The organism is Streptomyces sp. NPDC005435 (assembly GCF_040703155.1).
Taxonomy (GTDB): Bacteria; Actinomycetota; Actinomycetes; order Streptomycetales; family Streptomycetaceae; genus Streptomyces.
The window spans coordinates 229,232-253,022 of record NZ_JBEXEQ010000011.1; the positions used below are offsets into that span (position 1 = coordinate 229,232).

The 23,791-nt window shown below is 72.0% G+C and carries 22 protein-coding genes, 1 tRNA gene and 3 pseudogenes; 6 read left to right on the plus strand and 20 right to left on the minus strand.

Annotated features, from left to right (window positions below):
• Positions 1–71: 71 nt before the first annotated feature.
• Positions 72–145, minus strand: a tRNA-Pro gene (locus AB0898_RS16580).
• A 124-nt stretch (positions 146–269) separates the two neighbouring features.
• Here AB0898_RS16580 and AB0898_RS16585 point away from each other — a divergent pair.
• Positions 270–1,013, plus strand: a complete 744-nt coding sequence (locus AB0898_RS16585) for a transketolase (RefSeq protein WP_366803636.1) — start codon at positions 270–272, stop codon at positions 1,011–1,013.
• Positions 1,014–1,063: 50 nt separating this feature from the next.
• Positions 1,064–1,978, plus strand: coding sequence for a transketolase (locus AB0898_RS16590; RefSeq protein ID WP_366803637.1), 915 nt, complete (start codon positions 1,064–1,066; stop codon positions 1,976–1,978).
• Between the two features lie 22 nt (positions 1,979–2,000).
• Here AB0898_RS16590 and AB0898_RS16595 read toward each other — a convergent pair whose 3' ends face one another.
• From AB0898_RS16595 to AB0898_RS16665, 15 genes and pseudogenes are all read right to left on the minus strand, one after another.
• Complete coding sequence (locus AB0898_RS16595) at positions 2,001–2,360, minus strand: MmcQ/YjbR family DNA-binding protein (protein ID WP_366803638.1); 360 nt, start codon at positions 2,358–2,360, stop codon at positions 2,001–2,003.
• 64 nt (positions 2,361–2,424) lie between these two features.
• A pseudogene (locus AB0898_RS16600) lies at positions 2,425–2,941 on the minus strand (N-acetyltransferase family protein); the annotation flags it as partial.
• Positions 2,938–3,249 (minus strand): annotated as a pseudogene (locus AB0898_RS16605) (cupin domain-containing protein); the annotation flags it as partial. The pseudogenes AB0898_RS16600 and AB0898_RS16605, both read right to left, overlap by 4 nt.
• Positions 3,250–3,273: 24 nt before the next feature.
• The gene (locus tag AB0898_RS16610; RefSeq protein ID WP_366803639.1) at positions 3,274–4,191 is read right to left on the minus strand and encodes a LysR family transcriptional regulator; all 918 of its coding nucleotides are present in this window, start codon (positions 4,189–4,191) and stop codon (positions 3,274–3,276) included.
• 178 nt (positions 4,192–4,369) lie between these two features.
• Entirely contained in the window at positions 4,370–5,569 is a 1,200-nt protein-coding gene (locus AB0898_RS16615) for a glycine C-acetyltransferase (protein WP_366803640.1), read from the minus strand.
• A 74-nt stretch (positions 5,570–5,643) separates the two neighbouring features.
• Complete coding sequence (gene tdh, locus AB0898_RS16620) at positions 5,644–6,672, minus strand: L-threonine 3-dehydrogenase (protein ID WP_366803641.1); 1,029 nt, start codon at positions 6,670–6,672, stop codon at positions 5,644–5,646.
• A gap of 291 nt (positions 6,673–6,963) precedes the next feature.
• Positions 6,964–7,539 carry a GAF domain-containing protein gene (locus AB0898_RS16625; protein ID WP_366803642.1) on the minus strand — a complete coding sequence of 192 codons (576 nt, stop codon included), beginning with the start codon at positions 7,537–7,539 and terminating at the stop codon, positions 6,964–6,966.
• Between the two features lie 180 nt (positions 7,540–7,719).
• Positions 7,720–8,319 (minus strand): ATP/GTP-binding protein, encoded by a 600-nt coding sequence (locus AB0898_RS16630; RefSeq protein WP_366803643.1) that lies wholly within the window; start codon positions 8,317–8,319, stop codon positions 7,720–7,722.
• On the minus strand, positions 8,297–8,668 hold the full coding sequence (locus AB0898_RS16635) for a DUF742 domain-containing protein (protein ID WP_366803644.1): 372 nt from the start codon (positions 8,666–8,668) through the stop codon (positions 8,297–8,299). Before AB0898_RS16635 ends, AB0898_RS16630 begins: the two co-directional genes overlap by 23 nt.
• Positions 8,669–8,670: 2 nt before the next feature.
• Positions 8,671–9,105 (minus strand): roadblock/LC7 domain-containing protein, encoded by a 435-nt coding sequence (locus AB0898_RS16640; RefSeq protein ID WP_366803645.1) that lies wholly within the window; start codon positions 9,103–9,105, stop codon positions 8,671–8,673.
• A gap of 86 nt (positions 9,106–9,191) precedes the next feature.
• Positions 9,192–11,612, minus strand: coding sequence for an ATP-binding protein (locus AB0898_RS16645; protein ID WP_366803646.1), 2,421 nt, complete (start codon positions 11,610–11,612; stop codon positions 9,192–9,194).
• Positions 11,613–11,946: 334 nt separating this feature from the next.
• Complete coding sequence (locus AB0898_RS16650; RefSeq protein WP_366803647.1) at positions 11,947–12,804, minus strand: dioxygenase; 858 nt, start codon at positions 12,802–12,804, stop codon at positions 11,947–11,949.
• A 31-nt stretch (positions 12,805–12,835) separates the two neighbouring features.
• A complete protein-coding gene (locus AB0898_RS16655) occupies positions 12,836–13,714 on the minus strand; it encodes a citryl-CoA lyase (RefSeq protein WP_366803648.1) in 879 nt (292 codons plus the stop codon).
• Positions 13,711–14,907, minus strand: a complete 1,197-nt coding sequence (locus AB0898_RS16660; protein ID WP_366803649.1) for a CoA transferase — start codon at positions 14,905–14,907, stop codon at positions 13,711–13,713. The genes AB0898_RS16655 and AB0898_RS16660 overlap by 4 nt, the downstream gene beginning before the upstream one ends.
• A 90-nt stretch (positions 14,908–14,997) precedes the next feature.
• Positions 14,998–15,840 carry an IclR family transcriptional regulator C-terminal domain-containing protein gene (locus AB0898_RS16665; RefSeq protein ID WP_366803650.1) on the minus strand — a complete coding sequence of 281 codons (843 nt, stop codon included), beginning with the start codon at positions 15,838–15,840 and terminating at the stop codon, positions 14,998–15,000.
• 210 nt (positions 15,841–16,050) lie between these two features.
• On the opposite strand from AB0898_RS16665, the gene AB0898_RS16670 reads away from it, so the two are divergent.
• Complete coding sequence (locus tag AB0898_RS16670; protein ID WP_366803651.1) at positions 16,051–17,502, plus strand: amidohydrolase family protein; 1,452 nt, start codon at positions 16,051–16,053, stop codon at positions 17,500–17,502.
• A gap of 91 nt (positions 17,503–17,593) precedes the next feature.
• A complete protein-coding gene (locus tag AB0898_RS16675) occupies positions 17,594–18,778 on the plus strand; it encodes a hypothetical protein (RefSeq protein WP_366803652.1) in 1,185 nt (394 codons plus the stop codon).
• A 268-nt stretch (positions 18,779–19,046) separates the two neighbouring features.
• Here the strand turns inward: AB0898_RS16675 and AB0898_RS16680 are convergent, their stop codons facing one another.
• Positions 19,047–19,391, minus strand: coding sequence for a barstar family protein (locus tag AB0898_RS16680; RefSeq protein WP_018546794.1), 345 nt, complete (start codon positions 19,389–19,391; stop codon positions 19,047–19,049).
• 465 nt (positions 19,392–19,856) lie between these two features.
• Between AB0898_RS16680 and AB0898_RS16685 the strand changes: the two genes are divergently transcribed.
• Positions 19,857–20,762 (plus strand): glycoside hydrolase family 19 protein, encoded by a 906-nt coding sequence (locus tag AB0898_RS16685; RefSeq protein WP_366803653.1) that lies wholly within the window; start codon positions 19,857–19,859, stop codon positions 20,760–20,762.
• Positions 20,763–20,866: 104 nt separating this feature from the next.
• On the opposite strand, the gene AB0898_RS16690 is transcribed toward AB0898_RS16685, so the two are convergent.
• Positions 20,867–21,328, minus strand: coding sequence for a hypothetical protein (locus tag AB0898_RS16690; RefSeq protein ID WP_366803654.1), 462 nt, complete (start codon positions 21,326–21,328; stop codon positions 20,867–20,869).
• 20 nt (positions 21,329–21,348) lie between these two features.
• Positions 21,349–21,540: pseudogene (locus tag AB0898_RS16695) on the minus strand (transcriptional regulator); the annotation flags it as partial.
• A gap of 156 nt (positions 21,541–21,696) precedes the next feature.
• Between AB0898_RS16695 and AB0898_RS16700 the strand changes: the two are divergent.
• Positions 21,697–22,434, plus strand: a complete 738-nt coding sequence (locus AB0898_RS16700; protein WP_366803655.1) for an SDR family oxidoreductase — start codon at positions 21,697–21,699, stop codon at positions 22,432–22,434.
• A 152-nt stretch (positions 22,435–22,586) separates the two neighbouring features.
• On the opposite strand, the gene AB0898_RS16705 is transcribed toward AB0898_RS16700, so the two are convergent.
• Complete coding sequence (locus AB0898_RS16705; RefSeq protein WP_366803656.1) at positions 22,587–23,777, minus strand: MBL fold metallo-hydrolase; 1,191 nt, start codon at positions 23,775–23,777, stop codon at positions 22,587–22,589.
• Positions 23,778–23,791: the final 14 nt, after the last annotated feature.

A 23,791-nucleotide genomic window follows, 5' to 3' on the forward strand; every position in this document is an offset into this window, starting at 1 on the left:
GGTGCCCGGGAACGGCCGAGGGCCGGTTTCGGATTTCTCCGAAACCGGCCCTGAGCTGCGACTCTCACGAGTCGGGACGACAGGATTTGAACCTGCGACCCCTTGACCCCCAGTCAAGTGCGCTACCAAGCTGCGCCACGTCCCGATGCCGTTTGACCTGGGGTTTCCCCGGTCGCAACGTGCAGGGAAACAATACCGCACTCGGGTCGGTGGTCGCGCATCCGTCAACGGTTGACCTCAAGCGCGGTCGAGGTTGCACGATCGGCAGTATGAAGATCACCGCGAACGACCACCGTCCTGATCACCACCTTGAGGACCGTACGGCCGAGGCCCCGCGCACCTACGCCGACCTGCGCGGACTGATGGCGCTCATGACCGGCGACGAGAAGCACGGCCCGGCCGCGACCTCCACGCTGGACGTGCTGTGGGTGCTCTACGACAGGGTGCTGCGCGTCACGCCGGAGCGGCAGGACGACCCGGGGCGCGACCGGTTCCTGCTGAGCAAGGGGCACGGGCCGATGGCGTACTACGCCGTCCTCGCGGCGAAGGGCTTCGTCCCCGTGGACTGGCTGCCCGGATTCGGCGGCTACGACTCGCCGCTCGGCCACCACCCCGACCGGGTGCTCGTACCGGGCGCCGAGATCGGCAGCGGCTCGCTCGGGCACGGGCTGCCGATCGGCGTCGGCACCGCGCTCGGGCTGCGCGCGCAGGGGCTGCACGACCCGGCCGTGTGGGTGCTGATCGGGGACGCCGAGCTGGACGAGGGCAGCAACCACGAGGCCATCGCCTTCGCCGGACCCGCCGGTCTCGACCGGCTGCACACCGTCGTCGTGGACAACTCCTCCGCCAGCCACGCGCGGCCCGGCGGGATCGCCGCCCGCTTCGAGGCGGCCGGCTGGTCCGCCGTGACCGTGGACGGGCGGGACCACGAGGCCCTGTACGCCGCCTTCACCGCCCCGCACCCCGGCCGCCCCCATGTGGTCGTGGCCCATGTCGAGCCGAAGAACGCCTGATCCCACACACACTCCCCACCCCGCACACCTCAGCAGAAAGGCCCACCCTCATGGAAACCATGCGTGACCGGTTCGCCCCCGTCGCCGCCCGGCTGCTGGCGGAGGACCCGCGGGTCGCGGTCGTGCTCGCCGAGATCGGCAGGGACGGCTTCGCCGAGGCCGAGCGCGCGCACCCCGACCGCGTGATCAACGTCGGCATCCGCGAACAGCTCCTGATCGGCGCCGCCGCCGGACTCGCGCTCACCGGGCTCCGGCCGATCGTGCACACCTTCGCCAGCTTCCTCGTGGAGCGCCCCTTCGAGCAGGTCAAGCTGGACCTGGGCCACCAGAACACCGGGGCGGTGCTGGTCAGCGCGGCCGCCTCCTTCGACTGGCCGGCCGGGGGCGTCACCCACATGGCGCCCGGCGACATCGCCCTCCTCGACACCCTGGACGGCTGGACCATGCATGTGCCCGGCCACCCCGACGAGGCGGAGACCCTGCTGCGCCATGCCGTCGCCGCCGGTGACGACAAGGTGTACGTCCGTCTCTCCCTCCAGGCCAACCGCGAGGCGCTGCCCGTCGACGGGGAGCACTTCCACACGGTGCGCGAGGGGCGCGCCGGGGTCGTGATCGCGGTGGGCCCGGTACTGGACGCCGTACTCGCCGCGACGCAGGGGCTGGACGTGACCGTGCTCTACGCCACGACGGTACGGCCCTTCGACGCGGCCGGGCTGCGGCGGGCTACCGGGGCCGGGGCCGCCCGTCCGGACGTGGTCCTCGTGGAGCCGTACCTCGCCGGGACCTCGACGGCGGCCGTCGGCGAGACCCTGGTGGACGTACCGCACCGGGTGCTCGGCCTCGGCGTGGCCCGCCGCGAGCTGCGGCGGTACGGCACGCTGGAGGAACACGTGGCCGCGCACGGGCTGGACGCGCCGAGCCTGCGGGAGCGGATCGGGGCGTTCGTGACGCCCGCCCGGGTGTGAGGACCGGCTCCGGCGGGTGTGGTCAGCCCGCTTCGGGTATGCCCAGGTCCGGGTGGGCCTCCAGCAGCCGGGGCGGGGCCGCCTGGCGCCAGGAGTCGGTGAGGATGTCGCGCAGCTCCGCCTCGTCGTCCAGCGCGGCCAGCCGGGCGCGCACCCAGGCGAACTGGGCCTCGTGACCGGCGATCCAGAACTTCTCCGGCTCGGCCAGGACCAGCTCGTCGCGCTCCTCCTTGGGGCAGCGCACGGCGAGGGAGGTCTCCTCCTCGGGCAGCGTGGCGAACATCTTCCCGGCCACCCGGAACGTGGGCATGCTCCAGGCGGTCTTCTCCGTCACCTCCGGCAGGGACAGGGCGATCCGGCGTACGTCGTCTGCGTCCGTCATGCCACGCACGGTAACCCCTGCCACTGACAGTCATCCGGTGAGCGGTGCGAGCCGCTTGTAGTACAGGGGCGGGGGCGCCGGCCGCGTTGGTGGCGTGGTCGGGGATGGCGCCGGCCCGGGTCCAGCCGGCCGCGTCGTACAGCCGCTCGGCGGGGCTTCCGGTCTCGGTGCCGAGGGGGAGGAGGGTGATCCCGCCGGCCGCGGCGGCCTGTTCGGCGCTGGTCAGGAGGCTGCGGGCGAGGCCCCGCCCGCGCGCGGGGGTGCACCATCAGCTTCACGGCCTCGGCGCGGTGCCGGCCGTTGGGCAGCGTGGGGAAGGCCAGGCCGACGGTGCCGAGCACGCGGCCGGTGCCGGGGCCTTCCGCGGGATCGTGGCCGCCGGCGTCCACCGCCACCCACACCGCCGGCTCGCCCCACGCCACCCCCGCCGCCCGCTCGCACCGCCAGGCGGCCGCCCGGGCCCCGTCCAGTGGCGCGTGGAAGCCGAGCGAGGCGCCACCGGTCACCGTGTCCGCCAGCAGGCAGCCCAACTCGGCGGCGCCGTACCGTACTTGGTCCGCGTCCCGGCGCGGCACCCTCATGGCCGTACCACCGCCAGTACGTAGCGTGCCCCGTCGGAGCCCGCGCAGCGGAACCTCGTCGGGCCGTGGACCCGCATCCGCAGGCAGTCGCCGGTGCCGAGGTGGTGCCCGGTACCGGCGTCGGTCACGTCGAGCGCCCCGGACAGGACCCACAGGTGCTGTTCCAGCCCTGGCACCGGCGGGCGGTCGTAGGCGATGTCGGCGCCGGGCGAGAGCCTGCCCTCGACCAGTTCGCCGCGCAGGGCCGGGTGCGGCGGGGACACGGCGCGCCGGACGAAGCCGGAGGCGCGGTCCGCCCACACCGGCTGCCAACTCGTCCAGGGACGCGCACGTCACGCGGCCGAGTCCGCGGCCCGGGCCGCGCAGCCCAGCGCCTCCAGCACCGGGCGGATCAGCGGATGGTCCTCGGCGCCGCGCCGTACGGCCGCGAAGACGCGGCGGGTGGGAGCCACACCGTCCACGGGGCGTACGACCACGCCGGTGAGGTCCATGCCGCGCAGCGCCGAGCGGGGTACGAGCGCGACGCCCGCGTCCGCCGAGGCCAGGGCGACGACGGCGCGGAAGTCGTCGGAGGAGTGTTCCAGGCGCGGCTGGAAACCGGCGCTCTCGCAGGCGAGGACGACCACGTCGTGACACGGGTTCCCGGGGTACGGACCGATCCACGGGTCCTTGGCCAGGTCGGCGAGGGGGATGACGGGAGCGTCCGCGAGGCGGTGGGCGAGGGGTACGACCGCGTCGAACGGCTCGGCGTACAGCGGGACATGGGTCAGGCGCGGGTCGTCGGCGGGCGGCGCTCCCCGGTACTCGACCGTCACCGCCACGTCCACCCGCCGGTCCAGGAGCATCCGCAGGCTCTCGTCACCCTCGGCGTCCTGGACGCGGATGCCGATGCCGGGTGCGGACCGGGCGAGCCGGGTCACGGCGGGCGCCACGACTCCGGCGATGCCGGTCGCGAAGGCCGCCAGGGTGACCGTGCCGGCCTCCCCCTTGCCGTAGGCGGCGAGCTCCGCCTCGGCCCGCTCCAGCTGGGCGAGGACCAGGTTGGTGTGGCCGAGAAGGATCTCCCCGGCCGGGGTGAGCCGCACGCCCTTCGCACCCCGTTCCACCAGGCGGTGGCCGGTCTCCTGCTCCAGCGCGGTGAGCTGCTGGGAGACGGCGGAGGGGGTGAGGTAGAGCGCGGCGGCGGCCGCCGTGACCGTCCGGTGGTCGGCGACCGCACGGAGGATGTGGAGCCGCCGAGCCTCGATCATGGGGCCCATTATCGCAAGGAGCCGTATGTTTTCGGCCGCGCCCTGGAGGTGGCCCACATGGCCCCGGCCACCATGTCCGCACGACATGCCATGTGTGGATAAGACATGTGGTCGCCCCACTGTGTGCGGGGCGACCACATGTCTCGTTCAGGCCTTCGCCGGGCCTTCGGCCGTCGGATCAGCCCTTCAGCGCGGCGCGGGCCGCCACGAAGGCGTCCACCGCGCGGTTGACGTCCTCCGTGGAGTGCGCGGCCGAGAGCTGGACGCGGATGCGGGCCTTGTCCTGCGGGACGACCGGGTAGGAGAAGCCGATCACGTAGACGCCGCGCTCCAGGAGCAGCTCGGCCATGCGGCCCGCCTCGGACGCGTCGCCGATCATGACGGGCGCGATGGCGTGGTCGCCGGGGAGGATGTCGAAGCCCTCCTCGGTCATGCGGCTACGGAACAGGGCGGTGTTCTCGGCCAGCCGGACGCGCAGGTCGTCGGCGGACTCCAGCAGGTCGAGGACCTTCAGGGAGGCGGCGGCGATGACCGGGGCGAGGGTGTTGGAGAACAGGTACGGGCGCGAGCGCTGGCGCAGCAGGGCGACGATCTCGGCGCGGGCGGCGACGTAACCGCCGGAGGCGCCGCCGAGGGCCTTGCCGAGGGTGCCGGTGATGATGTCGACGCGGTCCATGACGCCGTGCAGCTCGGGGGTGCCGCGGCCGGTGGGGCCGACGAAGCCGACGGCGTGCGAGTCGTCGACCATGACCATCGCGTCGTAGCGGTCGGCGAGGTCGCAGATCTCGGCGAGCGGGGCGACGTAGCCGTCCATGGAGAAGACGCCGTCGGTGACGATGAGCTTGCGCCGCGCGCCGCCCGCCGTCGCCTCCTTGAGCTGGGTCTCCAGGTCCGCGAGGTCGCGGTTGGCGTAGCGGAAGCGGCGGGCCTTGGACAGGCGGATGCCGTCGATGATGGAGGCGTGGTTGAGGGCGTCGGAGATCACCGCGTCCTCGGCGCCGAGCAGGGTCTCGAAGACACCGCCGTTGGCGTCGAAGCAGGAGGAGTAGAGGATCGTGTCCTCCTGGCCGAGGAACGCCGAGAGGCGGGCCTCCAGCTCCTTGTGGACCTCCTGGGTGCCGCAGATGAAGCGGACGGAGGCCATGCCGTAGCCCCAGCGGTCCAGCGCCTCGTGGGCGGCGGCGACCACGTCGGGGTGGTCGGCGAGGCCGAGGTAGTTGTTGGCGCAGAAGTTGAGGACCTCGCCGGGGCGGCCGCCGGCGGTGACGGCGACGGTCGCGGACTGCGGGGTGCCGATGACGCGCTCGGGCTTGTGCAGACCGGCGGCGCGGATCTCGTCGAGGGTGGCGCGCAGGTCGTCGCGCACGGAGTCGAACATGGGGTGGGCTCCTCTGAAGGTGCTGACGGAGTAGGGGGTTTCGCCTGGATTCACGGTCCCCGCCGGGCGCGGGGTCACGCGGTCCAGTCGAGGATGACCTTGCCGCCGGTGCCGCTCGCCGCGTCCGCGAAGGCCGCGTCGAAGTCGCGGTAGTCGTACCGGCCGGTGATCACGGGCGTGAGGTCGAGACCGCCTTCGAGCAGCACCGACATCGCGTACCAGGTCTCGAACATCTCCCGGCCGTAGATGCCCTTGATGGTGATCATCGAGGTGACGATCCGGGCCCAGTCCACCGGGAACTCCTGCGAGGGCAGGCCGAGCATGGCGATCCGGCCGCCGTTGGTCATGTTGGCGATCATGTCCTGGAGTGCCTCGGCGCGGCCGGACATCTCCAGGCCGATGTCGAAGCCCTCGCGCAGGCCCAACTCGCGCTGTCCGTCCGCGATGGTGGTGTGCGAGACGTTGAGGGCGAGGCTCGCGCCGATCTTGCGGGCGAGCGCCAGGCGCTCCTCGCTCACGTCGGTGACGACGACGTTGCGGGCGCCGGCGTGCCGGGCGACGGCGGCGGCCATCAGGCCGATCGGGCCGGCGCCGGTGATCAGGACGTCCTCGCCGACCAGCGGGAAGGAGAGCGCCGTGTGCACGGCGTTGCCGAACGGGTCGAAGATGGCGGCCACATCGAGATCGACCGGAACACGGTGCACCCACACATTGGTGGCGGGCAGCACCACATATTCGGCGAACGCGCCGTCGCGGCCCACACCCAGGCCGATGGTGGCCCGGCACAGATGACGGCGGCCGGCCAGACAGTTGCGGCACTTGCCGCACACCAGGTGGCCCTCGCCGCTGACCCGGTCGCCGACGCGGATCTCGGTGACGTCGCGGCCGAGCTCCACGACCTGGCCGACGAACTCGTGGCCGAGCGTCAGCGGGGTGCGCACGGCCTGCTGCGCCCAGCCGTCCCAGTTCCGGATGTGCAGATCGGTGCCGCAGATACCGGTCCGCATGACCTTGATCAGTACGTCACCGGGCCCCACGGTGGGCTCGGGCACGTCCGTGAGCCAGAGCCCGGGCTCCGCCTTGTCCTTGACCAGCGCCTTCAACGCTACGGCTCCTGTGGGTGAGGCCCGGCACGCGGGCACACCGAAGGGGGCCGCACCGGGTCAGAGAGGTGGAATCACCTTGCAATCTGCCGCATGCGCGGGCCCGGGTCCATCGAGCTTTTCTTAACCGGCGCCTCAGTTCCGCTTCACGCCTTGCGGCGACTGGGGTGTGGGGCGGGCGGGGCGTTTTCTGTACCGGTTCGGGCGCGACTCGTTCGGAGCAGCGGTGGGCTGTGGGGCGGTTCGGCGTTGGGTCGGTTCAGCGATGGGTTGGTTCAGCCATAGGTCGGTTCAGAGGGGCAGGCCGTCGGCGGCCGAGCGCTCGATGCGGCCGGTGAGTTCGACGGCGAGGGCCTTGATGGTGTCCAGGCCCGGCTTCCCCCACGAACGGGGAGAGGTGTCGGCCGCGCACACGGTGCCCAGCACCATGCCGGAGCTGTCGATGAGGGGGGCGCCGAGATAGGAGCGGATGCCGAGGTCGTCCACTACGGGGTTCCCGGCGAAGCGCGGATAGTCGCGGACGTCCTCCAGCACGAGCGCCTTGCGGCGGACCACCACATGGGGGCAGAAGCCGTGCTCGCGGGGCAGCACCCGGCCGATCTCGGGCCTGCTGCCGTCCTCGCGGACCAGGGGCGCCACGGCGGGGCTGCTCAGCCCGGCGAAGAACTGGCGGTCCTCGCCGATGAAGTTGACCATGGCGTACGGCGCGCCGGTGAGCAGGGCGAGATGGTCCGCGTAGACGTCGAGCGCGGGTTCGGGACGCTCTCCGAGCCCCATGCGGCGCAGCTTGGCCGTCCGGGCGGGCGCCTCCTTGTCCTCCGGGGTGAGCAGCAGGCCACGGACACGGCGGGCCGGCTCGTACATCATGACCGGGCTCCGTCGCGGTGGGCGTACCTCATGGGGCGACTCCAGGGCTGTGTGCGGTGGTCATATGGGGGCGGGGCACGTATGAGCGGGGCGCATATGGGTGGGCCACGTGTGGCCTGCGTACATGTGGCTTGCGTACGTGTGGCTTGCGTACGTGTGGGCTGGGCACATGTGCGGCGGTCACATGTGGGCGCTGTGGTGTGGCGTGGGCGCAGGGGTGTGGTCGATGAGGTGGCGTACGAGGGTCAGCAAGGTCTGTACGCCGGAGCTGGAGATGCGGGCGTCGCACGGCACCACCGGGGTCCCGGGACCGAGGTCGAGGGCCGCGCGCACCTCGTCGGGGTCGTACCGGAAGGCGCCGTCGAACTCGTTGACGGCGACGATGAAGCCCAGGCCGCGTTCCTCGAAGAAGTCCACGGCGGCGAAGCACTCCTCCAGGCGGCGGGTGTCGGCGAGGACGACCGCGCCGAGCGCGCCCTCGCACAGCTCGTCCCACATGAACCAGAACCGCTCCTGCCCGGGCGTGCCGAACAGGTACAGCACATGCTGAGGGTCGAGGGTGATCCGCCCGAAATCCATGGCGACGGTCGTCTCGACCTTGTTCTCGACTCCGTCGAGGTTGTCCGTGGCCGCGCCGACCGTGGTCAGCAGCTCCTCCGTGCTGAGCGGCGCGATCTCGCTGACCGCTCCCACGAAGGTGGTCTTGCCGACCCCGAACCCGCCCGCCACCAGGATCTTGAGCGCGGTGGGGAACGGGTCAGAGCTGTCGTCGTAGTCCATCGAGCACTGCCTCCAGCAGAGACCGGTCAGTGGGGTTGTGGTGGAAGGCGGGGGGCTTGGTGGTGAGCGCACCGCAGTCGAGGAGGTCCGAGAGCAGCACCTTGGTCACGGCGGCGGGGAGTCTGAGGTGCGCGGAGACCTCGGCCACCGTGAGGGGTCCCCGGCACAGGTCGATCGCCTGCGCGTACTCGGGGCCGAGGTAGCCGAGCGGGGTGACTCCGGTGGCCATCACCTGGGAGATGAGGTCCAGGGCGATGGTCGGTTCGGTGCGGCCGTTGCTGACGGTGAACGGCCGCACCAGTCGCCCGGCCGCGTCGTCCAGCCAGGGCCCGTCGCCGGCCGTCGTCACGCTCAAGGCCTCGGCGCCGGGGAGTCGACGGCCTGCTGCCGGGGGGCGGTCACGAGGTACGGGCGGACGCTCTTGACCAGCATCGCCATCTCGTACCCGAGCACGGCGGCGTCGGCCTCGCGCCCGGCGAGCACGGCGAGACAGGTGCCGGATCCGGCGGTGGTGACGAACAGCAGGGTCGAGTCGAGTTCCACCACGACCTGGCGCACGTCACCGCCGTCGCCGAACCGGATGCCCGCGCTGCGGCCCAGCGAGTACAGGCCGGAGGCGAGCGCGGCCATGTGGTCCGCGCTGTCGGGGTCGAGTCCGTGCACGGACTTCACCAGGCCGTCGCAGGACAGGAGAACCGCGCTGCCGGTGTGGGGAACGCGCTGCACGAGGCCGCTCAGCAGCCAGTCGAGGTCGGTTGCGTGGGCGGTCGGCGCATCGCTCGCCATGGTGGATCGACTCCTTGGGGTACGAAGGTCTGCGGGAGCGCGGAGGTCGCGGGTCGGGGTGGTCGCGGGGCTGGGGCGGGGCGGCGTCATGCGGACGGGGGGCTCGCGTCGTGGTGGTCGGGGGCGGGGCTCGGAGTGGGGGGGGTGGGGGTGGGGGGTGCGTCCATGTGGTGGTGGGGCGGGTCGTCGGTGGGGTGGGGGTAGGGGGGCGGGGGTGTGTGGGTGGTGGCGGGGGTGGGGTCCGGCGACATGTGCGCTGACTCCATGTGGGTCCGCTCCATGTGTGTCGGCTCCATGAGCCCTGGCTCCCTGGGCTCCATGTGGAGCGACACCATGTGCTCGGGCGCCATGTGCTCGGGCGCCATGTGCGGAGCCTCCATGTGCTCCGCCGCCGTGTGGCCAAGCTCCGTGTGCTCCGGCCCCATGTGGTCGAGCGCCATGTGGTCAGTCGCCATGTGGGCAGCCCCCATATGCGAAGCCTCCACGTGCGGAGCCGACACGTGCGGAGCCGACACATACCCCGGCCCCATGTGCCCCGTCCCCATCCCCACGGCCCCCTCCTCCGAGGGCGCCTCCGCGTAGCCGGCCGCCCCCGTCGACTCCATGTGCTGCTGGGTCTCCGCCAGCCCGATGCCGCGCTGGAAGGCGGCCATCAGGCCGGGGTCGTGGCCTGCGACGGTGTCGCCGTCCTGGCGGGGGGCGGGGCCGCCGCGGAGCTGGGGGACGATGTGTTCCTGGGCGCGGCGCCGGGGCAGCCGGGGCCGCTCCATGGTGCCGCGCACCGGGCCGCCGACGCGCGGGGTGCGGAGGGCGCCCATGTTGGCCTCCACCACGGACCGGTCCTCGGCGCTGACGCCGGGCACGGCCTCGGCGGGGTTGGCTCGTCGGTCGTGGGCACCGCGCGTGGGCAGCGGCGGCGGTGTGTCTCCGCTCCGGCTCGCTCCCTGGGCGTGCCGGCCCCGGCCGCTGCCCGGCGCCCTCCCGGTGCCTCCGTCAGCAGTCCCCGGTGCCGCCCACCGGCGGCCGGCGCCGCCGTTCGTCCCCGCACCCGGGTCACGTCCCGCGTCACCGCCGACCGCTCCCCCAGGAGCCGTAGCCCCGCCAGGAGCCGCACTCGGCCCACCGGCGGCCGCACCGTTCGTCCCGGCCCCGGCCTCCGTCGTCTCCCGCGACGCCGACGCCGACGCCGGCAGGGACCCTCCGGCGCTGGCCGCCAACTCCACGGCCGCAGAAGGAACCTGGGGCAGCTCGGGCCGCTCCCCCTGCCCAACTTCCCCCGTACGCCCGGACATCAGCCCGGGTGCCGGTCCCAGCAGGGCCTGGGGAATCACCAGTACCGCTTGGACGCCGCCGTAGATGTTGGTCTGGAGCCGTACGCCGATGCCGTGGCGGCGGGCGAGTTGGGAGACGACGTAGAGGCCGATGCGGCCGTCGGCGAGGAGGCTGGCGACGTTGACCTGGTCGGGGTCGGCGAGCAGGGCGTTCATGCGGTGCTGTTCGTCCACCGGCATGCCGAGCCCCCGGTCCTCGACCTCCACGGCGAGTCCGGAGGTCACGAGGTTGGCGCGCAGCAGTACTTGGGTCTGCGGGGCGGAGAACACCGTGGCGTTCTCGACCAGTTCGGCCAGGAGGTGGATGACGTCGGCGACGGCGTGTCCGCGCAGTTCGCCGTCGATGGGCGGGACGAGTTTGACCCGCGAGTACTGCTCGACCTCGGCGATGGCGGAGCGCAGTACCTCGGTCATGTCGACCGGGTTGCTCCACTGCCGCCGGGAGACGGCGCCGCCGAGCACGGCGAGGTTCTCGGCGTGGCGGCGGATGCGGGTGGCGAGGTGGTCGACGTGGAAGAGCCCCTTGAGCAGGTCGGGGTCCTCGATCTCGTTCTCCAGCTCGTCCAGGATGGAGATCTCCCGGTGCACCAGGGACTGCAGGCGCCGGGCGAGGTTGACGAAGACCTCCAGTTTCTGTTCGCTGCCCGCCTGGCTGGAGAGCTGGGCGGCGCGTACGACGGCGGTGACGGCGCCGTCGTGTGCGCGGGCGAGGTCGGCGGCGAGGAGTTCGAAGTCGTCGGCGTCCTCGGGCGGCCTGCGGCGCGGCTTGCGCTGCGGGGGCGCCTCGCCCTTGCGCAGCGCGTCGACGAGCGTGCGCAGGTCGGCCTCGCCGCGCGCGGCGCCTCGGCGCAGGGCGCCGACGCGTTCTCCGACGGAGCGCGCGGTGCGGTCGGCGGCCACGGCCGCGATGGCGATGCCCGCGGCGGCCACCACGAGGGCTCCGGCGAGAACGGCCCACAGGCCGAGGGTGGTTGGGACGCGGCTGGAGCGGACGCAGAAGACGACGGCCGCGACCGCGCCGAGCGCGACCGCGGTGGGCGGGAGCACGGCGAGCCGCATGAGCTGGGGCCGTATGTGCGTCTCGGGCAGCGCGGGAGCGGGTCGGGCGACCGGTCGCCCGTGCCTGCCGCCCTCCCGGCGGTCGGCACGGGTGGCCGGTGCGCGGAGGTGAGACATCTGCGTCCTCGTACTGGTCCGTCGGGCCTGTCCTCGCGTGGTGCGCCCTGGGGACACCACGCCTGGCGATGCCGGCGGCACGGGCCGGGAAAATGCCCCGCGTCGTCCGACGGACACTCACGGTAGTTGCCTGCGCATCCGGTCCGATGGGCAGTTGGCAAAGTCACCCGGCCGACATCCCGCTCTGGTATGAGGGTTCGCACGGCAGACCGATAAGGGTGCCGAATTCCCCCATCAAAGAAAGGACATAGAGAAAAGGAAACAGTCCGACTCGATCAGAAAATGCCGTCCCCGAACAGCGTCGTCGAAGCGGCGCTTCGCGGCGGGAGAGCGCTCACTCGGGCTGCAGGACGAAGTCGTACGTGGCGTGCAGATACGGCTCCCCGATGGGGCCGCCGTCCGGCGCGGTCCCGGCCGGATGCTCGGCGAACCGTACGATCAGCGGGGGCTTGGTGCCGAAGACGACATCGCTGTCGAGGTAATCGCCGCCCTCCTGGAAAAGGTGGGTGATGAGCCTTCGGTGACCGGGCTCGTCGATCAGGAAATGGATGTGCGCGGGCCGGAAGCGGCTGATGTCCGTCCGGCGGATCAGCTCACCCACCGGGCCGTCCATGGGAATGGCGTAACCGAGCGGCGCGATGGTGCGGATGCAGTACGAACCGTCTTCGCCCGTACGGTATTTGGCGCGCAGCCGGGCCTCGTCGATTTCCGCTATCTGTGCCTCGTACGCGCCGTCGGCGTCGGCCTGCCAGACGTCGAGCACCGCGCCCGCGAGGGGCTTGCCGCCGGTGTCGGTGACCTTTCCGGTGATGTAGAGCGGGGTTCCGGGGAGGCCCTCGGACATGTCGAACCCGTGGGGTACGGCGGGTGATCCGTCGATGTGGAACGGGCCGAGGACGGTGGCGGGGGTGGCCTCGGGGGCGAAGCGGTTGTTCAACTGGACGACCAGCATGCTCAGTCCGAGGACGTCGGAGGCGAGGATCAGTTCCTGCCGTTTGTCGTCGCAGGTCTGGCCGGCGTCGGTGAGCCACTGGATCGCGGCGGCCCATTCGTCCTCGGTGAGGCGTACCTCCGCCGCGAAGGCGTGCAGATGGCGGACCAGGGCCGTCATCAGCTCGCCCAGACGCGGGGAGTGCGCGCCGGCCCAGCGCCGGACGGCCAGTTCGGTGATGTCGTCCTCGTCGGCGAACACGAGTGCGGCCCTGCCTCTCTTGTCGCGCGGGTCAGTCCTCCGGCCGTGGCCCGGGGTGCGGCGGCCGTGCCAGGGGTGCGGGTGCGAACGGGTCGGGGGGTACGGGGGTGTTGTTGAGGTCCACGGACAGGAACACGTCGCGTGCGACGGGGTGGCGCAGTTCCTCGGCGAGTTGACCGATCAGTCCGGCGGTGCGGGCCAACAGGGCGAATCCGCGCAGGAGTTCCAGGGGGAGGCCGAGGTCGGCGAGGGCGGCTCCGCAGACTCCGGCGCCGTTCAGGGGCAACGTCCGGCCGAGGATGTCCGGGTGGACCCGGCCGATGGCGGCGAAGAGCGTCAAGTGCGGCCCCAGGACGCCCTCTTCCTCCGCGATGCGCATCAGTCTCGGGGTCCGGGGGTCGCCGTCCTTGTGGACATGGTGTCCGAGGCCGGGTACGAACGCTCCGGCCGCGCGGCGCGCGCGAACGGTCCTCAACGCGACCTCGTTCCAGCCCCGTTCGTCGGTGGGCAGCGTGCCGTCCAGGGAGAGCAGGACGTCGTGGAGGAAGCGGCCGGTGTCCTCGGTGACGCCGAGGAAGCGGGAGCCGCCGCCGAGCAGTCCGGCGGCGAGCGCGCCCTGCACCGAGTCGGGTGCGGAGAGGTAGGTGAGGCGGGTGACGATGGCGGTGGGGGTGAAGCCGTGGTCCGCGAGGGCGGCGAGGACCGCCTCGAACACCCTGGTCTCGCCGGGAGTCGGGCGTCGCTGCGCGGCCAGCCAGAAGGCGAGTTCGCCGAAGCCGACCGAGCCCATGATGTCGTCGGCCAGGTCGTGTCCGAGCAGGGTGATGCGGTCGGGGCCCGAGGCGCCGAGGGCGGTGGGGTAGACCGGGCGCGGAATCCACTCTTCGTGGCCGGACGGCGGCTCGGTCATGGCCGTTCGCCCTCGGGCCCGGTCAGCCACTTGCGCAACTCCGCGCCGTGTTCGTCCAGTTCGGGCGGTGGCAGCCGGTACGCGGCCGGGGTGGCGGAGAACCGGATGGGGTGCCGGGTGGTGGGTACGGCGCGCTCGCCCTCCCCCACGCTGACCACCGGGTCGAGTCCGAAGCGTTCGGCGAGGGCGAAGCCGCCGTCGATGGTGTTGATGGGCCCGCACGGCACTCCGGCGGCGACGAGCAGGTCGAACCACTCCTCGGCGCCGCGTGTCACGAACCGCTCGGTCAGCAGGGGATGGAGCGCGTCGCGGTGTGCGGTGCGGTCGGCATTGCGGCGGAAGCGGGGATCGTCGGCGGTCTCGAGAATGCCCAACACCGCGCACAGCTTGCGGAATTGGCCGTCGTTGGCGGCGGTGACGACGAGGTCGCGGTCGGCGGTGGGGAAGGGCTCGTAGGGGCAGACGCTGGGGTGGGCGTTGCCCATCCGGTAGGGCACGGTGCCGCCCGCGGCGTAGGCGGAGCTGTGGTTGACGAGGCCGGTGAGCGCGGAGGAGAGCAGGTTGACCTCGACCAGCTGGCCCTCGCCGGTGGCGTCCCGGTGGCGGAGGGCGGCGAGGATGCCGATGGCGGCGTGGTTGCCCGCCATGACGTCGAACACGGAGATCCCGGCGCGGTAGGGCGGCCCGTCGGGTTCGCCGGTGAGGCTCATCAGGCCGGAGACGGCCTGGACCATGAGGTCGTAGCCGGGTACGTCGCGTCCGGCGCCGGAGCCGAAGCCGGTGATCGACGCGTAGACCAGGCCGGGGTTGTCGCGTCGCACGGTCTCGAAGTCGAGTCCGTACTTGGCCATGCCGCCGGGCCGCAGGTTCTCGATCAACACGTCCGCGCGGCGGGCGAGTTCGCGCGCGGCCTCGGCGTCGCGCTCGTCGCGCAGGTCGAGGACGAGGGAGCGCTTGCCCCGGTTGACGCCCAGGTAGTACGTGGAGACCTCGCCGCGTACCGGGGGCGTCCAGGCGCGGGTGTCGTCGCCGCCGGGTCCCTCGACCTTGATGACGTCGGCGCCGAGGTCCGCGAGGAGCATGGTGGCGTACGGGCCGGCGAGGACGCGGGAGAAGTCCGCGACCAGGACTCCGGCGAGCGGGCCTTCGGCGGTCGTCGGCGGCGCGGCTTCCGGCTCGGCGCTTCGCGGCATCGGCTCCGCCTTCCTGTCCGCTGCACGGACGTTCGTCCGCGATCGGATTCTGTGCCGGTGCCGCCTGGCCGTCAAGGGGGCCGTACGGCCTCAAGTGCGCGCAGGCGAGGTGCTGTTGGGCGGCTTGATCTCCGGTCGCCGGACCGTGTGGGGTGCGGATTCCAGGCGGGCGAAGTCGAGGCTGATCTCGCCGGCGGCCTGGAGGAGGAGCGGCAGGTAGTCGTTGACCAGGACCTCCGCCGGGGTCTCGGCGGCGTGCGCGTTGACGTTGACGCTCGCGATGACGCGCCCGGAGCCGTCGCGCAGCGGTGCCGCCACCGACCGGATGCCGCGCGCCAGCTGCTCGTCGGTCATCGCCCAGCCCCGCGCCCGCACCTCGCGCAACTCGGCCTCCCATGCGGCGCGTTCGGGCTGCCACACCGGGTCGATCCCGGAGCGGCCCGGCTCGGCGACGACGCGGGCCGCCTCCTCAGGCGGCAGGGCGGCCAGCAGGACCTTGCCCAGCGAGGTGGGCAGCGCGGGGAAGCGGGTGCCGATCTGTACCACGAGGGCGACGACCTTGGGTACGGAGACCCGGGCGACGTAGACGATGTCGGAGCCGTCGAGCTGGGCGATGGAGCACGACTCGTTGGTGCGCTCGACCAGCCACTCCAGGTGGGGGCGGGCCACATCCCACAGCCCCATCGACCGGGTGTAGGCCACACCGAGGTCGAGCACACGTGGGGTGAGGGCGAAGCCGCTGTCCTGCTGGCGCACATAGCCGAGTTCGGCCAGCGTGAGCAGGATCCGGCGTGCGGTCGGCCGGGCCAGACCGGTGGCGGTGGCCACGTCGGTCAGTGACATGACCGGCTGCCGGGGCCGGAACGCGGTGATCACCTCAAGACCCCGGGCCAGTGCCTCGATGAAGTCGGGCCCGGTTCCCTCGCGCGGCATGACAACCCCCTCCGTCCCTGTGCGGCCGCCGCCCGCTGCCCGGACGGTGTTCTCGCGGAACTGTACGCAGTATTGACACGGCCCCGCCGCGCTGAACACCATCGAAGCGGACCGGGTGTCCGCTCTGCGGATAGCTGTACGGAAGCTGCGCTCAGGGCGTCCGTACCCGGGTCCGCGAGGCCATTCGCCCGCCGACGAACGGGAGTTGCCGTGCCGATCCAGTCCGCCCCGTTCGAGCCGGGCCGCCCCTTCGTCTTCCGGGACGCCACGGTGCTGACCGTGGACCGGGCGCACCGGGTGCTCCCCCACACGGACGTCCTGGTGACCGGCGACCGGATCACCGCCGTGGGCCCGCGCCTCGACGTCCCGGAGGGCACGGCGGAGATCGACGCGGCCGGCGGCATCGTGATGCCGGGCATGATCGACACGCACCGCCACATGTGGCAGACCGCCATGCGCGGCTACGGCGCCGACTGGACGCTGACTCAGTACTTTGTTTGGTACTACCTGGAGCACGGCAAGGTGTTCCGGCCCGAGGACATCCACGCCGGGAATCTGCTCTCCGCCGTGGAGGCGCTGGACGCCGGGGTGACCACGGTCGTGGACTGGTCGCACGGGCTGCGGACGGTCGACCACGCGGACGCCGCCGTGGACGCGCTGCGGTCGGTACCCGGCCGGTTCGTCCTCGCCTACGGCAACATCCACCAGGCCCCGGCCGAGTGGACGGCGGCGCCCGGGTTCCGGGACTTCGTGCGCCGCCGGATCACCGGTGACGACATGCTCGGCTTCCAACTGGCCTTCGACGTCACGGGAGATCCCGAGTTCCCGGAGCGTCCCGCCTTCGAGGCCGCCCGCGAACTGGGCGTGGCCGTCACCACCCACGCCGGAGTGTGGGGCGCCACCGACGACAGCGGGATCCGGCTGATGCACGAGCACGGGTTCATGACGCCCGAGACGGTGTACGTGCACGCCTCCACCCTGTCCGCCGACTCCTACCACCGCATCGCGGCCACCGGAGGCTCCGTCTCGGTCTCCACCGAGAGCGAGCAGAGCGCGGGCCAGGGCTATCCCACGACCTGGGCCCTGCGCGCCCACGGCATCCCCGTCTCGCTGTCGATGGACACCAGTGTGTGGTGGAGCGGCGACCTGTTCTCCGCGATGCGCACCACGCTGGGCGCCGACCGCGCCCGCGAGCACCTGGAGGCCCACGCCCGGGGCGAGACCGTCACGCACGCCGCGCTGCGTGCCGAACAGGTCGTGGAATGGGCCACGTCGGGCGGCGCGCACGCCATCGGCAGGTCCGGCGACCTCGGCAGCGTCGAGGCCGGCAAGAAGGCCGACCTGGTGCTGCTGCGCAACGACCGCTCCCCGGTGTCGTTCCCGCTCCTCAACCCCCATGGCCACGTGGTGTTCCAGGCCCAGCGCGGCGATGTGCACACCGTGGTCGTGAACGGCCGGGTGGTGAAGTACGACCACCAACTGGTCGGCGTCGACCTGGCCGTCGTACGCCGCACGGCCGAACGGAGCGTGGAGCACCTGCGATCGGCCGTCGGGGAGGAGGCGTGGGCCGCCGGCATGAACCCGGACGTGCCCGAGTCCAAGGTGCTCGACAACCCGTACACCTATACCGATTACCGCAGTTCGGGCACACACCTCCGCTGAACGTCCACCGTGATCCGTACGTGATCAACGTCCCGTAGCCTCCGCCTGGTCGAAAGCTCACAGTGCTCAACGTCCATACGGGGGACGGAAGATGACATACAGACGCGCGGTGCTGCCCGCGTTGGCCGGTACCGTACTGCTCGCGCTGCTGCTGTGGTGGGCGGGGGCGAGCGCGCAGGCGCTGCGGCTGCCGGGCGCGGGCACCATGATCGATCCCCAATCGACCTATCAGCTACGTCAGTTGCTGGCACCGTGGTCGTACGACCCGCCTGCGGAGATGTTCGGCGGCGACGCGGGCTACCAGGCTGCGGAGGCACCCGCCGCGGGCGGTGACACGTACGCCAGCCTCTATCGCACCGCGATGCAGATCAGATACGCCACCCTCGTCGTGGTGTTCCTGGCGGGCGCGTTGCTCCTGGTCCGCAGGCTGCCCCCGGTACGCGGCCGCACCCCGGCCACCCTCCTCGCGGTGTGGGCCTGGAGCCTGGTCGCCGCGACACTGGCCCTGACGGTGTCGGCACCGTGGTCGCTCGCCTCCCGGGAACACTCGAGTTACCGGGTCCTGCCCCAGATCTCGGGCATCATCGGCACGGGACAGCAGATGGCGGTGTTCGCGGGTCTCGTGGCCGCGCTCGGCACGGCGCTGGTCGCACGGATCGCCGCCAAGGGCGCGGAGGAGCCGCCGCGCCGCGAGGTCGCGCCACGCGCCGCCCGCCTGTCCGCGAGCGCGGGCACGGCGGTCGTCGCGCTCTCCCTGGTCGTCCTGTCGTACCAGTCCGTCGCCGCCGCGATCCAGACGGCGCCCTACCCGGGCGGCCTCCTCTCCGAGCCGGGCGAGCTGCTGCGCCAGTGGCTGCTCCTCGGCTTCTGGACGCCTCCCACGTCGGCCGCCTTCGGCGACTGGCTCCTCTACCGCCTCCTCGACGTCCTCCTGCTCGCGGTGGTGTGGTGGTCGCTGCGGCTGCTCCCGGCGCTCCTCACCCGGGTCACCGTCTCGGCGATGGCGCTGTGCGGGGTCTGCGCGACGGTACTGGGCCTGCTGGCGAGCCAGCTGGCCCGGCTTCCGCTGAACGCGGGCACGGTGCGGTGGGGGCCGCTCTACGTGCTGGGCCAGCTGGGCGGCTGCGTTCCGGCGGCGATCACGTTCGGTACGGCGGCGGGGGTGACCGCGGCGGTGGTGTGGCGGGTGGCCGGCGGGAGGGAACCGGCTGGGGCGTCGGAATCGACGAAGTCGCCGGAGCCGGCGGAAACGGCGGAAGGCGCGGCGGAGGCGTAGGCGTAGGCGGCCGGGGCGGCGTGGGCCTTAGGAACCGGGCGAAGCAGGGGCCGGCCGGAGCCGGCGCAGCACGGCATCACCCGGAGCCGACGCAGTACGGCATCGACCGGGACCGACGCAGGGGCGGTCCGCCGGGACCGACGCACGACCGCACCCTCAGCCGACGCGGCGGATCAGCCACCCACCCGCCATCCGCCGCCGCCACCGGCAAACCCCCAGCTCAGCCACCCCCACACCCCGCCCCACGCAACGCCGGCCGCACCGCCCCTCACGCGATCGCCAGCACAACCGCCAGCGTGGAGTCGTACTCCTGCTGCCGCCCGGCCAGGGACTCCAGCACCTGCTGCGCGCTCTCCCACTGCTCGGGCTGGGCCTTGGCGAAGCCCTGCCAGCCGATGACGATGAGCAGCCGGCCCGGCACTTCCGGTCCCCAGCCGATGTCACCGGCGGCGTCGGTGAAGGCCTGCCAGTTGCGGGCCGCCGAGGACGGCAGGTCGAGGGCGGGCAGGCAGCGCTGCATGAATCCGGCCTGGTCGGTGACGCCGGCCAGGTCGAGCGGGATGATCTTCCAGCCGGCCTCGTGGACCACCTGGGCGAGAGTCGCTGTGGGCATGTCCGTACCGCCTTGCAGGGTCCGGTCCTCCCCGCCGTCACGGGGAGCGGGTCGATTTCACCCATCATGCCCCACGGTGAGCGATCCCTCGCGAGGAGCCGGTTCCACTCGCGGTCCACTCCCCCGTCGGTCACGAGGGGCGACGCGCTACCCCGGAACCGCCCCGCCCGCAACCGCGGCATCCCGGACCCACGGCACGCCTTCGCGAGGACATGTGACCGGCAGCACGCCGCAGCCCATTCCCGCAGGTCCAAGCCCCTTGGCGGCGAGGCGAGTTGACGGAACATCACCCGCTCATTCACAGGCGACTTGACTGGTCCATACCAATGCGATTGAGTGCGGCCCACACCCCCCACGGCCACCCCCACGCGCCTTGTCCGGTGCCACTGGCGCCCGCGCGGGTATCCCGGTCCCGTTGTTGCACGCTGCCCGGGTACGGCCGTTTCCTGCAAAGGAGTTGACTCTGTGTCGAGACGACACGTCTCCGCCGCGCTGACCGCGCTCGCTCTCGCGGTGACCCCGCTGGTGATGTCGGCCCCGGCCGCGTCGGCGGCTCCGGCCACCACGGCCGCGTCGTGCGCGAGCTACCCGAACTGGGTGGCGGGCAAGTCGTACGTCACCGGCGACATCGTCCGTTACACGGACGGCAAGACGTACATCGCCGAGCACGACAACCCGGGTTACGACCCGATCATCAGCACCTGGTTCTGGGACCCGTACAACTGTGACGGCGGTTCGACCAACCCCGTCGGCAACTTCGTCGTCAGCGAAGCCCAGTTCAACCAGATGTTCCCGAACCGGAACTCGTTCTACACCTACCAGGGCCTCGTCGCGGCCCTGAACGCCTTCCCGGGCTTCGCCAACACCGGCAGCGACACCGTGAAGAAGCAGGAGGCCGCGGCCTTCCTCGCCAACGTCAACCACGAGACCGGCGGTCTGGTCTACGTGGTCGAGCAGAACACGGCCAACTACCCGACGTACTGCGACTGGAGCCAGTCCTACGGCTGCCCGGCCGGCCAGTCGGCGTACTACGGGCGCGGCCCGATCCAGCTCAGCTGGAACTTCAACTACAAGGCGGCCGGCGACGCGCTCGGCATCGACCTCCTGCACAACCCGAACCTCGTGCAGACCGACGCGGCGGTCGCCTGGAAGACCGGCCTCTGGTACTGGAACACCCAGTCGGGCCCGGGATCCATGACGCCGCACAACGCGATGATCAACTCGGCCGGCTTCGGCCAGACCATCCGCAGCATCAACGGCTCCCTGGAATGCGACGGCCGCAACCCCGCCCAGGTCCAGAGCCGCGTGGACGCCTACCAGCGCTTCACGTCGATCCTGGGTGTCTCCCCCGGCGGCAACCTGTACTGCTGACCCACCCCGCTCGCCCCGACCGCGGCTCCCCGAGCCGCGGTCGCGGTGCGTCCGGGGGCGAACATGAGCCGGCCACCACTACCCGGCCGGTGGCCACCCCGAAATCACTCGGCGCCTCCCCAGACCGCGCGCAAGTCCTCGCAGCGGATGGTGATCGACGCGTCCGTGAGGGCGATCTCGTGCACACAACCGCCATGCCCGTCCGGGAGGATCTCGTCGAGCAGCACGGTGTCGGCCGCCATCCAGTCGATGGCATGCGCGTAGTCGATGGAGAAGTGCGTCACCCCTGAATAGCTGATACGCAGTCCGGCGTCGTGCTTCCATTGATTCGGGGAGAATTCGAGCGTCAGTCCACCACGTTTGTCGGTGGCCACGTGAATACCCGACAATTCCAGATCCTTGACGCAGCGGCTCTTTCCGTACCCCAAAGCGTAATGTGTCGGATCGGTCGCGAATTCCCTTGCCCCGACCGGGAGCCTGTCCCGGAATTCAGGGAGTTCCTCCAGATAGCCCCGCGGATCGACGTGGAATCCGCCATCATCCCAGACCGCCTTGACGTACTTCATTTGCTGTCGACCCGGACGGGCCGGTCCGCCTCGGCGAGGGAGTTGAGCACCTGTTCGGAGGCGCGGATCTTTCGCCCCTGTTCCTCCCGGCGAAGTCCCGGGGTCCGACGGCGGCCGGTCCGGGGCAGGCCCACCTCGTCGGGGGTCAGGCGCGCTCTCCGGCTGCGCAGGAATTCACTCGGCTGACGGCGTTGGTCCGGCTGCGCGGGCATGACGGGTGGCACCCTCAATTCCAGGATAAACACGGTCTGGATACCAGGCTAAGCCCTTCGCAGACTGGTGTGCGAGCACGGGCCGCGAAATGACCGACGGCCTCGCACGGTCACACCGGCACCCGGTCACGGTGCCGAAGAGGGAAAGGGCGACTCATGTCCGGAATCAAGGGCAAAGTGGTGGCGATCACGGGGGCCAGTGGTGGCATCGGCGAGGCGACCGCGCTGCTGCTCGCCGAACGCGGCGCGCGACTCGTCCTCGGCGCGCGCCGGACGGAACGCCTGGCGGAACTGGTGGCCCGGATCGAGAAGGCAGGCGGTACGGCCGTACAGATCCACACCGACGTGACCCGGCGGGACGACCTGCACGCTCTGGTCGCGCTGGCCTGCGAGCGCTTCGGCCGGCTCGACGTACTCGTCGGCAACGCCGGAGTCGGCACCATCTCGCCTCTCGACGATCTGCGCGTCGAGGAGTGGGACCACATGGTCGACGTCAACGTGAAGGGTGTGCTGCACGGGATCGGCGCCGCGCTGCCGGTGTTCCGGGCGCAGGGCGGCGGCCACTTCGTCACCGTCGCCTCCACGGCCGCGTTTCGCATCGTGCCGGCCATGGCCGTCTACGCCGGCACCAAGTTCGCGGTCCGGGCCATTTGCGAAGGGCTGCGCCAGGAAGCCGGCGACTCCCTGCGGGTGACCACCGTCTCGCCCGGTGCGACCGCGACCGACTTCGCCGAGGCGTCGACCAACCCCCGGGTCAGAGCAGAGATCACGCAGATGCGGGACACCATCGCCATCCCGCCCGACGCGATCGCCCGCGCCATCGCCTTCGCGATCGAACAACCCCCCACGGTCGACGTGAACGACATCGTCCTCCGCCCCACCGCCCAGAGCTGACCTCCCCCACCCTTCCAGCCCCCGGGGTCCCCGAGAGGGACGGGCGTGCCCACCGCCCTCGCGGCCTGGAGGTGGTAACGGCGGCGGCGCTCCGCGACCGCGCGCGCCTCCGGCCCCGGCACCCGCCCGGCGAGCCTCACGCTCGCCCGATGTCACACATCGCCCGCGAAGTCGAGGTCCCCGCTCCGCTCCTCCGCGGCCGCCACCGGCCGCGGCCCGCGCCACGGGTGTGCGATCGGGGCGGAGACCGGGCGCCACCACGGGTCCGTGGGGAGTTGGCCGGCCGGTTCGAAGGGCTCGCCGGGGCGGGGGGAGGCGACGGCCTGGCCGGCCTCGTCGGCCGCGTCCCTCGTCCACTCCCCCGGCTCCGCCCAGACGTGCATCGCCAGGTTGAAGGTGCCCCAGTGGATCGGCAGGAGTACGCCGTGCGGGGTGCCGCCCTGGAGGTCGAGGTGGGCGCGGAGGCCCTCCTCGGGGGTCATGTGGATGTCGGGCCAGTACGGGCTGTAGGCGCCGATCTGGATCATGGTGAGGTCGAAGGGGCCGTAGGCGGTGCCGATGTCCTGGAAGCCTTCGAAGTAGCCGGTGTCGCCGCTGTGGTAGACGCGGTGTTCCTCGCCGGCGACCACCCAGGACGCCCAGAGCGTGTGCTGGGTGTTGCGCAGGCCGCGGCCGCAGAAGTGGCGGGCCGGGGTGGCGGTCAGGGTGAGGCCGCCGACCTTGGCCGACTCGTGCCAGTCGAGCTCGCGCAGGCGGTCCGGGGAGACGCCCCAGTGTTCGAGGTGGGCGCCCACGCCGAGCGGGACCGCGAACAGGGTGTCCGTGCCGGCCAGCGCCTTGATCGTGGGCATGTCGAGGTGGTCGTAGTGGTCGTGGGAGATCACCACCACGTCGACCGGACCGAGCGCGGCCAGCGGCAGCGGCACGGGGTGCAGTCGGCGCGGGCCCGCGAAGGGGAACGGCGAGCAGCGCTCACCCCACACCGGGTCGAACAGCACCCGGTGGCCGTCGATCTCCACCAGCACGCTGGAGTGGCCCATCCACGTCACCCGCAGCCCCGTGGCCGGCGGCGCCGCCAGGTCGGCCAGGGTGGTGGGGTGCACCGGGATCGTGCCCTTCGGGGAACGCCCGGGGCGGGTGTCCTTGTCGAAGAACGCCTTCGCCAGGTCCAGCGCGGAGCCCGAGGGCCGCGTGGACGCCGTACCGCCCGGGTTCTGGAAGACGCCGTCCTTGAAATGGGGCGACCGGCGAATACGCGCCAGGCGCTCACCGCTCGGTTCCGCGCCGAAGGCCGCGGGCTGGAGAGCACGAAGCCCTTGGCTCTGGGAACGCAGGCCGGTCACGGTACCTCCAGGTA